This window comes from Chryseobacterium sp. X308 (assembly GCF_020733145.1).
GTDB classification, from domain to species: Bacteria; Bacteroidota; Bacteroidia; order Flavobacteriales; family Weeksellaceae; genus Chryseobacterium; species Chryseobacterium cupriresistens.
In genome coordinates, this window is the sequence record NZ_JAJFZH010000004.1 from 28,934 (window position 1) to 42,022 (window position 13,089).

General features: G+C 39.7%; 13 protein-coding genes. 1 reads left to right on the forward strand and 12 read right to left on the reverse strand.

What is annotated here, in order from left to right:
* Window positions 1-76 precede the first annotated feature (76 nt).
* The 12 genes from LIV57_RS06330 to LIV57_RS06385 form a co-directional block, all read right to left on the reverse strand.
* Complete coding sequence (locus tag LIV57_RS06330; RefSeq protein ID WP_227941917.1) at window positions 77-2,323, reverse strand: TonB-dependent receptor; 2,247 nt, start codon at window positions 2,321-2,323, stop codon at window positions 77-79.
* Window positions 2,324-2,511: 188 nt separating this feature from the next.
* Complete coding sequence (locus LIV57_RS06335; RefSeq protein ID WP_227941918.1) at window positions 2,512-3,399, reverse strand: urea transporter; 888 nt, start codon at window positions 3,397-3,399, stop codon at window positions 2,512-2,514.
* A 170-nt stretch (window positions 3,400-3,569) separates the two neighbouring features.
* Window positions 3,570-4,271: a hypothetical protein gene (locus tag LIV57_RS06340; RefSeq protein ID WP_227941919.1), complete on the reverse strand. Its 702-nt coding sequence runs from the start codon at window positions 4,269-4,271 to the stop codon at window positions 3,570-3,572.
* A gap of 142 nt (window positions 4,272-4,413) precedes the next feature.
* Window positions 4,414-5,202, reverse strand: coding sequence for an urease accessory protein UreD (locus LIV57_RS06345; protein WP_227941920.1), 789 nt, complete (start codon window positions 5,200-5,202; stop codon window positions 4,414-4,416).
* Window positions 5,203-5,841 carry an urease accessory protein UreG gene (ureG, locus tag LIV57_RS06350; RefSeq protein ID WP_047094673.1) on the reverse strand — a complete coding sequence of 213 codons (639 nt, stop codon included), beginning with the start codon at window positions 5,839-5,841 and terminating at the stop codon, window positions 5,203-5,205.
* Window positions 5,842-5,972: 131 nt separating this feature from the next.
* The gene (locus LIV57_RS06355) at window positions 5,973-6,665 is read right to left on the reverse strand and encodes an urease accessory protein UreF (RefSeq protein WP_227941921.1); all 693 of its coding nucleotides are present in this window, start codon (window positions 6,663-6,665) and stop codon (window positions 5,973-5,975) included.
* Entirely contained in the window at window positions 6,658-7,167 is a 510-nt protein-coding gene (gene ureE / locus LIV57_RS06360; protein ID WP_227941922.1) for an urease accessory protein UreE, read from the reverse strand. Before ureE ends, LIV57_RS06355 begins: the two co-directional genes overlap by 8 nt.
* Window positions 7,157-7,804 carry a hypothetical protein gene (locus LIV57_RS06365; RefSeq protein ID WP_227941923.1) on the reverse strand — a complete coding sequence of 216 codons (648 nt, stop codon included), beginning with the start codon at window positions 7,802-7,804 and terminating at the stop codon, window positions 7,157-7,159. Before LIV57_RS06365 ends, ureE begins: the two co-directional genes overlap by 11 nt.
* A 99-nt stretch (window positions 7,805-7,903) precedes the next feature.
* Window positions 7,904-9,625, reverse strand: a complete 1,722-nt coding sequence (gene ureC / locus LIV57_RS06370) for an urease subunit alpha (protein ID WP_227941924.1) — start codon at window positions 9,623-9,625, stop codon at window positions 7,904-7,906.
* Between the two features lies 1 nt (window position 9,626).
* A complete protein-coding gene (gene ureB / locus LIV57_RS06375) occupies window positions 9,627-9,995 on the reverse strand; it encodes an urease subunit beta (protein WP_227941925.1) in 369 nt (122 codons plus the stop codon).
* Between the two features lie 11 nt (window positions 9,996-10,006).
* Entirely contained in the window at window positions 10,007-10,309 is a 303-nt protein-coding gene (gene ureA, locus LIV57_RS06380) for an urease subunit gamma (RefSeq protein ID WP_002977652.1), read from the reverse strand.
* Between the two features lie 153 nt (window positions 10,310-10,462).
* Window positions 10,463-10,828 carry a hypothetical protein gene (locus tag LIV57_RS06385; RefSeq protein ID WP_227941926.1) on the reverse strand — a complete coding sequence of 122 codons (366 nt, stop codon included), beginning with the start codon at window positions 10,826-10,828 and terminating at the stop codon, window positions 10,463-10,465.
* 405 nt (window positions 10,829-11,233) lie between these two features.
* On the opposite strand from LIV57_RS06385, the gene pruA reads away from it, so the two are divergent.
* Window positions 11,234-12,859 (forward strand): L-glutamate gamma-semialdehyde dehydrogenase, encoded by a 1,626-nt coding sequence (gene pruA, locus LIV57_RS06390; RefSeq protein ID WP_110011428.1) that lies wholly within the window; start codon window positions 11,234-11,236, stop codon window positions 12,857-12,859.
* The last annotated feature ends 230 nt before the right edge of the window (window positions 12,860-13,089 follow it).

Genomic DNA, 13,089 nt, shown 5'->3' on the forward strand with positions numbered 1-13,089 from the left:
CATAATTTACTCTCTTCAACCCTTCTACTCTCAAACTCTCTCACCCTCTCACTCTACTACTCTCCCACTCTCCTGTTTAGAACTTATAATACACTCCTACTCTTACTCCAAAAGGGCTTCCCGGTGTATAGGTAAGATCTGTAATAGGTTCTGCTTCTCCTTTTAACTGTGTTTCTGTGGCAAACTGGGCTTCGTTCCATTTTACATTGAAAAGATTATTCAGCTGAACATTCGCTCCCCATTTCTGACGGTTATAAGAAAGCATCAAATCATTCACAAAATAGGCTTTCGTTCTGATGCTGTTATCCTCTACAGCGGGTCTTGCTCCCAGATATCTGTACTGAAGTCCCAGAGAAAAACCATTCAGGAAATCCCAGTTGACAGATCCTGTACTGGTAACTACCGGAGCCAACGGAACATAGTCCTGTCCTTTTCCTTCTTCGGTAAATCTTGCGTGGGAATAATTGACATCTGCATTCAGGTAAAAATTTTCCAACGGCTGGAAACGAACGCCAAGATCAGCCCCGAAACGTCTTGATTTTCCGGAAGGTTCTACTACTGCATCATCTCCTACATACACAAATTCCTGCTGAAGATCCATATACCATAATGCCGGAGTAATGATCAAGGATTTGAACGGGTGTAATCTTACCCCAAAATCCGCTCCGATGGAGTACGGAAGGGTATTTTCGTTCTTATTGGGAACTACTACTCTCAGGTCATTGGAGTGGAAACCCATTCCTGTTTTCAGGAACCACATCACATTGTCATTCTGAGCATAGGAAAAATTCAATTTTGGACTTAACCTTGTTGCTTCTTTCGACTGTCCGGAAGGTAATTGCTCCACATCCAGCAGATTATGCATATTAAAGATAAAATGATCTACTCTCAAAGCCGGATTGATGGTCCATTTTCCTGTTTTCCAGATCAATCCTGAATAGGCATGAAGATTGGTTTCTGTTCCTGTCACATCGGATAGTCTGTCCAGCAGAAGGTCTCTGTGATAAACGTGATTAAGCTGTAAGGTATTGATATCATCATTTCTTAATCCGATTCCTGAAGTCCAGTTTAACGAGCTGTTGGCAAAAGAAAAAGTCTTTGTATATTTCACTTCGGCTCCGTAAATATTTCTTCCGTCGGTCTGCTGAATTTCGTCTCCATGATCTTTATCTTTTAAATTAAAGGTAAAATCAGAATACAGGTTGAAATTATATTTTGAATAAAAAGCCATAGCATCAATCTGCTCGGAAGGAGAAATTATATGCTTAAAATTCATCTGGAGGTTTGTTCTGGAAGTTTTCCCACCTTCTGTAGGATCTATACTTCCCCATCTGCCGATGATTCCTTCGTCCACGGCACGTTCCGGAATCTGTCCGGAAGCATTCCAGGAAGAATTAAATGTTGAAAACTGAATATTGAAATAATCGTTATCCGTAAGCCATTGGTTGTATTTCCCAAAAATATTAACCCTGTTAAAATTCTGTTTCACATCAAAAGGCCCGTCTGTATAGTTGTATTCTGCTGCTACATAAGCATTTTTCCTCCCCAGATCATCATGCAGAATATTGAACATCCCCAACACTCTTTTTGAATTGAATGAACCTCCTTCCAGTTTAATCATACTGTTTTTCAACCCATTGTACGTCTGAAAATCTACATACCCTGCCGTATTAAAATCTCCACGATCCATGTAATAGGCACCTTTTCCGAAATCAATATTATTAACAGTTTCAGGAATTACAAAGTGCAGATCAGAATATCCCTGGCCATGGGCATGGGAAACAATGTTCACAGGCATTCCGTCTACATTCACGCTTACGTCTGTACCATGATCAGCATCAAATCCTCTTAAAAAAAGCTGTTCTGCTTTTCCTCCTCCTGCATGTTGTGCAATAAATAATCCCGGAACTTTTCTCAACAGATCCTGCGCTGAGTTGACCGGAAATTTGTTCAGATCAACCTTTGTAATGGCAGACAGAAATGAACTGTGATTGATGGCTACTTCAGAAATCTGAAAAGGTTTATGCTGTAAAAAAATAACTTTATTTTTATCATCATCATTGGTCACGACCCATTTTACCTCATCATATCCCTGACGGCTGATCACAAGGGTATCAGGAAGGGATTTTACAGGAACGGCAAATGTTCCGTCAGGTCCTGTATGGGTATGGCTGTTTCCGTGGTCGTATTTTACCAGAGCATCCGCAATGGGAAATTTGTCATCTGCATCTTTGATCAGCAACTGTTTTTCTGCTTCCTGCGCCATTATCTTTCCACTGAATGCCATAACCAGAAATACGGCTGCTATTTTTGTTACTTTCATTTTTTTAGTTTAATTATATTTAAATTTTAGAAGTTAGAAACTAGAGGTTAGAAGTTAGAGGAATGTCAATAGTGAATTTTGCTTCGCAAGTGAATTGTCAATCATCATGAAAAAACTTTAAACTTTAAACCTTAAACGTTCTCACTCTTAAACTCTCAAACCCTCCAACTCTAAAACTCTCTAACTTTTTATTTTTTCGTTTTAAGAAATACTTTTTGAATCAAAAGCGTAATCCATGTTCCGGCTACAAATGGGAAAGTAAATACTCCGCCCACTATATCCAGGCAGTGATTGTCTATTAAAAGATCATCAATGGCAATGGTGATAAGAACAGCGATCAATACCCATAAACCATCTGTTTTTTTAACTCCTGAAAAAACGATAGCGGAAAGCACTGCATTAAAACCAAATAATCCCATGTGGATTTCTTTGATAGGTTCGCCGTTCAACTGTGATAATCCTGCCCCCAAAATAGATGCTGCCAATCCGTATAAAGCTGATATTGGCGAACTGATGAAAACGGCAAGGAAGAAAATCATTCCCGAAAGGATTCCTCCCTGAAAGATTACTTCACCGAAACCATTTGTACAGGCAAGGAAATCATCATATTCTGTAGGCACCACTTCAGCGCTCAACATCGCAGAGGGTGGAATATGAGTAAAATGGTGGAGTACAAATACCAATACCCAGGTAATGATAATAAAAGGAAAAGTAAATACCGGTATTTTCTTTTGGATAAAGAAATGCTGAATAACAGCCGCTAACGCTCCGCCCAAAACTATTAAAATCCAGATCAGCAAGGTTGTCTCAAATAGAAATGCCAATGCTACCCCTACAAGAGCTGCACTGAAACCATAAAGTCCCGCATTGATTTCAGACTGATTATATTTGAGCTTCATTGCGATAAAAGTTCCGGCTGCTGTTGAAAGCAATACGGCCACTCCACACTGCCAGCTTCCTATAAAGATTCCTATCAGAAACAGAAGCCCGGTCCATCTGTTTTCCTGGAGCATAATCTGCCCGATTCCTTTTAAAATATGGTCTAAAAAAGGTAGCTTTTTGAAAAATTCGTTCATAGTTTTTTTAATTTATTAATAATGGGGTTGTTGTTTGTTTTTCGTTGCGGGTTGTTTTTCGTTGCGGGTTGTTTTTTGTTGCGGGTTGCGAGGTGCGGGTTTCGGAATCCACATCAAAACTCTCTTACCCTCAAACTCTCCCACTCGAATCCCGAAACCCCGAAACCCGTTTACCATCCAAGAAAGACCATTCCCACACCGCACACAGTTACTACTGCTCCACTTACTACCCCCATATATCTTTCAAGTTTTTCGGTATTGAATAGTGTTGAATATCCATATCGTCCCAGAAGAACCATTCCAAGCATGGTCAACACTGTTGTTGCTGTGAAAGAAGTTACCAGTACGGCAATTTCAGGCATGGAATGTTTTACTCCTGAATAAAATAATAAAGGAATCAAAGGTTCACTTGGTCCCATCACGAAAATCATGAACAGGACAAGCGGTGTTACTTTTATTCTTTTTTGAGGCATTACGATTTCACTGTGGTTATGTTCGTATACGTACACATCATCACCCATTACATCAAAATGCTTATGCGGTTTATTTCTGATCGCCTGAATGAGGCCGTACACAAGGTAAACACCGCCAAAGATCAGCAGTGCCCATCCTGAGAAATTTCCTCTGATATCCTGAAACCATGAGATCTTATTCAGCTGCCATCCGAGGAACACCCCGATAAAACCTAAAATCAGGGAACTGAATACGTGTCCGAAACCGCAGACAACCGTTAATATGGCTGTTTTCATGCCGCTCCATTTTTTGGATTTTGAGATCACTATGAAAGGCAGGTAATGATCCGGCCCTGAAGCGGTGTGTATAAAACTTATTGAAATGGCGCTTACAAGAAGTGCCCAAACTGTACTGTCCATTTTCTATTTATCTATATTGTTCTATATTAAGTTTTGGCTGAAGCCAATGGAAGATTTCTTTTTGCTAAGCGGGCTAAAGCCCGCTTCTATTAAATATATTAGAATCCTTGTCAAGGTTTTGAACCTTGACAAGGATCTCTTTTTACTCCAATGACCAGAGAATCTCCTGAATATGCAGGAAAAATTTGTACATTATTTCACCTCCATGTCCCAAAGCTCTTACTACAAAACCGTTGTCTTCCATTGCAGAAACTCCTACTTCCATTACTTCGTGATGTTGTGCAGCGGCTTCAACGATCTCTTCTATCAATCCGTTTTTATCTACATTTTCTTTTGTACTGTAGAAAATCATAGTTCCCTGATGGGTATACTGTTCCAGATTTCCGATGCTGCTGATCGGAATCATATCAGGCTGAATCAGGACATTATCTTTCACAACCAGTTTATTGTTGTGATAGATTTCCATCACGTTCTGAAAACGTTTCAGTTTAAAAACTTCTCCGTAATGTTTTCTTCCGCAGGTAATAATTTCACTGATGATGATCTGGCTGTTGTTCCCGATATGAATATTCGCTTTACTCTTAAAGTTGGAATCTTCGTGGGGAACTATCGGATGAGGAACGTAAGCAAAAGAGGTTTCATCTTCCATGGATACGTTTAGCTCCTGAAGCGCCTCGTCCTGCATATTGAAAAGCCTTTGGTAGGATTGTGACTGCAACTGAAGCGCAGCTCCTTTTTCAAGCGCAACATCCAAATGATAGTGATCTCCATCCAGAATTCCCGGAGAGGAGCTCATCACCATCTGATAGAGCTTTTTGTCACTTTTTCGCTGTCCTACAGAAACTACTCTGAAAGGAAGTGAGACATAAAGATCTTTCACATAGGATTCTCCTCCCTTGAATCCTGCAATAATTTTTAAATGACTATCCATTTATCTTACCAGATTCGGTTCTTCAATTTCTTCCAAAAGGGCATATTTTTTAATCCAGCCTATTACTTTATCCAGTCCTTCATCTGTTTTCAGGTTGGTGAATACGAAAGGATTCCCTTTTCTCATTCTTCGGGCATCATTTTCCATCACTTCAAGGCTGGCACCTACGTAAGGGGCAAGATCAATTTTATTGATGATCAGTAAATCTGATCTTGTAATACCAGGACCTCCTTTTCTGGGGATTTTTTCTCCTTCTGCTACATCGATGATAAAGATGGTAACATCTGCAAGATCGGGACTGAATGTTGCAGAAAGGTTGTCTCCTCCACTTTCAATCAAAACCAGTTCAATTTCCGGGAAACGCGCTGCCAGTTCGTCTACCGCTTCAAGGTTCATACTTGCATCTTCACGGATCGCAGTGTGGGGGCAGCCTCCTGTTTCTACTCCGATAATTCTGTCATGAGGAAGAAGACTGTTTTTAGCCATAAATTCAGCATCTTCTTTGGTATAAATATCATTCGTGATGACTCCAAGATCATAAGTCCCGAATAATTTTCTGCTTAAACGTTCTAATAATGCAGTTTTTCCCGAACCTACAGGTCCTGCTACTCCTACTTTTATATATTTTCTATTTTCCATTTTCTTTAAATTTTATTTTTTAACGCCATGGGCGCTAAGTTTTTTGATTGTGAATATTTTTCGATCGCAAGGTTTCACTCAGCAGAGAGCAATTCGCCAATTTGCCCTTTTACCTTTTACCTTTTATCTTTTTAGGACATATAAAGTCTTGAATACAATCTTTCATGCTGCATACATCTGATATCAAAGGCCGTATTACAAAGTCCCACCATGTCTCTGTCCAGATCTATAGTTTCTAAAGCTGTTTTTTCCATGACGGGATAGAGTGAGAATAGAATGTCTTGTCCGTCCAGCTGTCCAAGAGGAACAAGTTTTACAGCGTTGGTAATCATCCCGGCAACCGAAGTGTAATAGAATCCTAAAAGTGCTTCATACAAAGGAATTTTCATTAAATATGCATACACTCCGAACACAATACAGTAATGAGAATTGGCTTCTTTATGCTGAATGGCTTTCTCAAAAGCTTCCATTAAAGGAAAATTTTCTCTTCTTTTGAAGATTTTAATCAGTCTGAGCCCAAGTTTCTGGCTTGCCTGGCGGATTTCCTTTGGACATTTTATCGCATTACATTCATTATCCAGTTCTAAAAGCTGCTGCAAATCTCCCTTTTCCGCTGCTTCATAAGCCAGTTTTACAAAAGCGCCGTCATTGAATTTAAGATTGTACTGAAGCATATTCTGCACAAATTCTTTTGCAGTATCTACGTTGTGTACAATTCTTTCCTGAACGTAGGTTTCAAGTCCGTTGGAATGGGTATATCCTCCGATGGGAAGTGTAGGATCTGCGAGATGAAGCAGTCCTGACAGAAAATTTATATTATTCATCTTTCGGAGCCGCCATTTTTAAGATTTTTGTAAAGATTGTAGATCCCAGACTTCCATGTCCGTGAGGCTCTACATTAGATTTAAGAAGATTCAGCAGTTTCACCGATTGTTTTTCCGGCTTAAATCCACTGGCTTCCAGCCATCTGAACATGGGCATTTCAAAAGGAAGCAAAACTTTATCATTCTGAATGAAAAGCGGAATATGTTTGTTTCCGATCTCATAACATACGGTACCCATTTCAAGCAGTGAGGTGGGTGACATCACAATGGCTTCTGTTTCCAGGACATTGACCACAATTATTTTTTCTGCATCCTCAAAGAGAATATCACCATCACGCAAGCGTTGCCCTTCTCTGAGAAACTTAACAGCGACATCAGTTCCCTGTCTGGTTTTTTTACGCTGGATTCTTTTGGTGGTTTCAAACCATTCCAGATCAAGATAGTCTATGGTTTTCTCCGAAGGATTTTCAGCAAGATTGCCTATGATTTGATTAATTATCATTGTTGTTTTTTTTTCTGAAGTCTAAGTTTTTGGAGATTCCCCCCCCAAATGTTGAACCGCTGATTCCTGCTACATAACTTTTCGTCCAGCCTTCTTCTTTTGTTTTGGTCTGAAGCATTGAAAGTTCTGCAAATTTGAATTTCAGTGCCCAACCGCCACCTAACAATATTCCGATCAAGGGATAAGCACGAAGACGGAACCCATTAAAGTTTTGCATCGCATCTGCAGCCGTTGACAGCTGTTGTCCCCAAACATAGTGGACATCCACCTGACCAATCAATACAAAGTATTTTCCAAGCATTACTGAAGGACTATACCAGATTCCCGCTTCATTTTGTTTGTAAACTACATTGTGATCTACTGTATTCTGCGAGTAAGCATAATTAACTCCGACAAGGTCATTATTATTGATGAAGTACCCTACTCCAAGCGGTGCACTGGAAACGGTACTGCTGCTGCTTGATGAGGTTGTAATTTTAGAATAGTCTAATGAACCGTACACCATAAACTGTCCTTTGGGTCCGTCTTCATCACTTTTCAATCTGTGTCCGCCCAGAAACTGGGCACTTACATTACCGGAAAGTAATGACATACCGGCTACAGCAAAAGAAATAACTGTTTTATTTAAATATTTCATTCTAAACTTAGTTCTATAATTGTTTTAAATTGTATTGGATAAACTTGATTAAACCTAACAGGTTTTTGAAACCTGTCAGGTTGTATTTGTAAAATTATCTTAGAACAAGTAATACAGCTGTGTTAAAGGAAGTTTCTCTGCCGGTTCACATGTGATGTATTCGCCGTCTACTGTTACTTTATAGTTTTCAGGATTCACTTCAATTAAAGGCGTCTTATCGTTGTGGATAAGGTCTTTTTTTCCAATATTTCTACAGTTTTTCACAGGAAGAATCATTTTCTCCAGTTTATAAGAAGCAATGGTTCCGTTGTCAATTGAGATCTGAGAAACGAAGTTCGCACAAGTACCAAACTTAGCTTTTCCATGGGCTCCAAACATATTTCTGTAAATAATAGGCTGAGGCGTTGGAATAGAAGCATTAGGGTCTCCCATTTTAGCCGCAATGACAAATCCTCCTTTTACAATCATTTCCGGTTTTACTCCGAATAATGCAGGCTTCCAGATCACAAGATCTGCCAGTTTTCCCTCTTCAACTGATCCCACATATTCTGAAATACCATGAGCAATAGCCGGATTGATCGTATATTTAGCCACATATCTTTTAGCACGGTAATTATCATTTCCACTATCCTGATCTTCAGCTAGGTCTCCTCTCTGCTCTTTCATTTTGCTTGCTGTCTGCCATGTTCTGGTGATCACTTCCCCCGGTCTTCCCATCGCCTGAGAATCTGAGCTCATGATGCTGAAAACTCCCATGTCGTGAAGAATATCTTCTGCCGCAATGGTTTCGGGGCGGATACGTGAATCTGCGAACGCTACATCCTCAGGAATGTTTTTACTCAAATGGTGGCAAACCATCAACATGTCTAAATGTTCATCAATGGTATTGATGGTATAAGGACGTGTAGGATTGGTAGAAGCTGGCAATACATTCGGATACATAGCCGCTTTAATAATGTCGGGTGCGTGGCCTCCACCAGCTCCCTCTGTGTGGAAAGTATGGATTACTCTTCCGTTGATCGCCCTCATGGTATCTTCCAGAAACCCTCCTTCATTCAACGTATCCGTGTGGATGGCAACCTGAACGTCATATTTATCGGCTACTTTCAATGCAGCATCAATGGTTGCAGGAGTTGCTCCCCAGTCTTCGTGAATTTTTACTCCCAAAGCTCCTGCTTCTACCTGTTCTTCGATAGGTTCTTCTGCCGAGCAGTTTCCTTTTCCGAAGAAACCAAGATTCATAGGATATTCTTCTGCTGCTTCCAACATTTTCTGCATGTTGAATCTTCCCGGGGTAACGGTAGTTGCATTGGTTCCGTCATTGGGGCCTGTACCGCCACCAATCATTGTGGTAATTCCGCTGTAAAGAGATGTTTCGATCTGCTGAGGGCAGATGTAGTGAATGTGAGTGTCAATTCCTCCGGCAGTTACAATATATCCTTTTCCTCCATGAACTTCCGTTGAGGCCCCGATAATCATATTAGGACTTACACCATCCATTGTATCAGGATTACCTGCTTTTCCAATTCCTACGATCTTTCCGTCTTTGATTCCGATATCACCTTTTACAATTCCCCAGTGATCAATGATTACGGCTCCTGTGATACAAAGATCCAAAACACCGTCGTCTCTTTTAGCGGTAACATTTTGCCCCATACCATCACGAACGGTTTTTCCTCCGCCGAAAACGGCTTCGTCACCATAATGGGTGAAATCTTTTTCGATTTCAATAATAATTTCAGTATCGCCCAGCCTGATTTTATCTCCCGCTGTAGGACCTAATATATTGGCGTATTGTTTTCTGTCTACGTGTAAGCTCATCTTAATGATTTTTAAAGTTTAACTCTTCAACTTTTGCAAGGCTCACTTTTTTCTGTTCTTCAGAATCTACCTGCCCATCGACAAGATTATTGAAGCCCATTGCTTTCTTAGTTCCTCCTATTTCTACCAATTCCACTTCTTTTTCTTCACCCGGTTCGAAACGCACTGCAGTACTTGCTACAATATTCAGTCTCTTTCCGAAAGCTTTTTCCCGGTCAAAGCTCATGGCTTTATTAACTTCGAAAAAATGGAAGTGTGAGCCTACCTGAATAGGCCTGTCTCCTGTATTGGTTACTTTTATTTTTACAGTTTCTCTGTCCTCATTGCAGATAATTGTACCTTCTTTTACAAAAATTTCTCCTGGTATCATAATCAGTAGTATTAGCGGATTGGATTGTGTACGGTTACCAGCTTTGTCCCATCCGGGAAAGTTGCTTCAATCTGAACATCATGGATCATTTCCGCAACGCCCGGCATTACATCCTCTTTAGTTAAGAGATTAGCGCCTTCCTGCATCAGTTCGGCTACTTTTTTCCCGTCTCTTGCGCCTTCAAGCAAAAAGTGGCTGATCAGAGCGATGGATTCCGGGTAGTTTAATTTCAGGCCTCTTGCCTTTCTTTTCAGAGCGAGTTCGCCTGCCAGAAACAGCATAAGCTTTTCCGTTTCTCTCGGTGTTAAGTGCATAATATTTTTATTTAAAATTGGACAAACAATATCCGGTTCACCTCTCCGTAAAGGCAAACAGACATGTTCAAAAATGTAAAATGGGAATGATACTTACGATCTGTATTGACATGAATACAAACCACAACGGATCATTAAAAATTTAAAAAGGGATTAGCAGCCCGCTACCTGCAGACAGTGATACAGAATGTACCTTGGTGCTGTAATGTAAACGCGGTTTTGAACAGCCGCAACCTGTGTATTGTAAGTATAGCCAGCAAAAAAGTAATGTAACCACTGCTGTGCAAGTATTGAATAATCAAATTTTACTTTCTCCCAGTCGTTGGAATCCTGCACATCCTGCACATCTGAAAAACTATAGAGTTCAGGCTGAGTCTGCTGATCAGATTTCTGCTGTAAAAGATGAATTTTTGAAAGGATATCAGAATATGGCTGAGTTTTCCCTTTATGTGCAAAAAGACCTGCACACAACGCTGAGAAAAATATCACAAAAGAGAAAAATAAGACTCTTCTTTTCATACCTGATAATAATGATGTAAAATTAGAACAATCTGATCCCTCCGGCTATCAAAAAAATTATTTAAAATGTTCAAAATCGCAACAAAAGTGAATTTATATAATTTTAACATTGTACCATAAACCCTTTATTTACAGTCATTAACAGCAATTCTTAAACTATGACAAATGTTTTATTGTCTTAATTCCTGTAATTATAAGAAAATGGTGTATTTTTTTCTAAAACCTAAAGAATTCTGAAAATAAATCAAGATTTAATAAAAATTTATCTCAGAAAAAGCATAAATAATAGTATCAGATCTGTTTTCTGGTTTATCTGACAAAAAAAGACGGCATTTTTTCTTTCCTTATAATTATCGTAAATTTGTATACACATCTTATTAATTTAATAAAATAATAAAACGTAATATGTCAAAAGCAATTTCGCAAGTACCATTAGCGGTAAACGAGCCTGTAAACTCATACGAACCGGGATCTCCGGAAGTTAAAAGCCTTATCGACACTTATAAAAAAATGTGGGCTGAAAAGGTGGAAATCCCAATGATTATCAATGGAAAAGAAGTAAAAACTGAAACAAAAGTACAGCTTCAGTCTCCACAGGATCATGCTCATGATTTCGGATTCTACTACCAGGGTGGTATGCAGCATGTGGATGACGCTATCAACGCGGCATTGGCAGCTAAAAAAGAATGGAATGAACTAGGCTGGGAACAGCGTGCAGCAATTTTCTTAAAGGCAGCCGATCTTTTGGCAGGACCTTACAGAGATGTGATTAATGCAGCAACAATGATCGGGCAGTCTAAAAACGTACACCAGGCTGAAATTGATTCTGCCTGTGAGTTCATCGACTTCTTAAGATTCAATGTAGAGTTCATGACAGAAATGTATGCTGAGCAGCCGGTTTCTGACAATGGAATCTGGAACCGCGTTGAATACAGACCATTAGAAGGATTCTGTTTTGCAGTAACTCCATTTAACTTTACCGCAATTTCCGGAAACCTTCCAACTTGTATGGCGATGCTAGGAAACGTAGTGGTTTGGAAACCTTCTGACAAGCAGGTATATTCTGCAAAAGTAATTATGGATGTATTAACAGAAGCGGGTCTTCCTGCAGGGGTTATCAACATGATCTTTACAGACGGAAAAGAAACTGCTGAGAAAGTATTGGCTCACCCGGATTTTGCAGGTCTTCACTTCACTGGTTCTACAAAAGTATTCCAGGGAATGTGGAAAATGATCGGTGATAATATCCACAACTACAGAACATATCCAAGAATTGTTGGAGAAACTGGTGGTAAAGACTTCGTTATTGCTCACCCGTCTGCTAACGTGGAAGCTGTAGCTACTGCATTGGTAAGAGGTGCTTTCGAATACCAGGGACAAAAATGTTCTGCTGCTTCAAGAGCTTATATTCCTAAGTCTCTTTGGGCTGATGTGAAAAAAGTAATGGAAGCTCAGATGAGCACTATCAAAATCGGTTCGCCGGAAGATACTTCTAACTTCGTCAACGCTGTAATCGACAAGAATTCTTTCGAAAAATGTAAAGGATATATCGACAGAGCAAACGCTTCAGGTGAAGCTACTGTTGCAATCGGTGGGAAATATGATGATTCTAAAGGATGGTTCGTACACCCAACAGTAATTGAAACTACAAATCCTCACTATGAAAGTATGGTAGAAGAGATCTTCGGCCCAATCTTATCGATCTACGTATATGAAGATCAGGACTGGAAAGAAACGTTGAAGCTTGTAGATTCAACATCTCCTTATTCATTGACTGGTTCTGTGTTCTCACAAGACCGTTACGCAATTGCTGAAGCTTACAAAGCTTTAGAAAATGCATCAGGTAACTTCTACATCAATGATAAACCAACGGGAGCTGTAGTAGGACAGCAGCCTTTCGGTGGTGGTAGAGCTTCAGGAACAAATGATAAAGCAGGTTCTAAAATGAATCTTCTAAGATGGGTTTCTGTAAGAAGCGTAAAAGAAACTTTTGTTTCTCCTAAAAACTACAAATATCCATACCTGGGATAATTAATAAATAATGAGTAATAGGCAATGAGTAATTGTTGTCTGTTCTTTGAATACAGCCTCGGAATTTCGGTTTCGGGGCTTTTTTGTGGTGATAGGCGGATGCGAGGTTCAGGATGCGAGTTGCGGGGATTAGAGTTCAAGGTTTAAAGTTACGGGTATCCAGAATACACTTTTACTCCTCCGATACTCAATACTCAATACTCAATACTCAATACTCAATTCCCCACAAC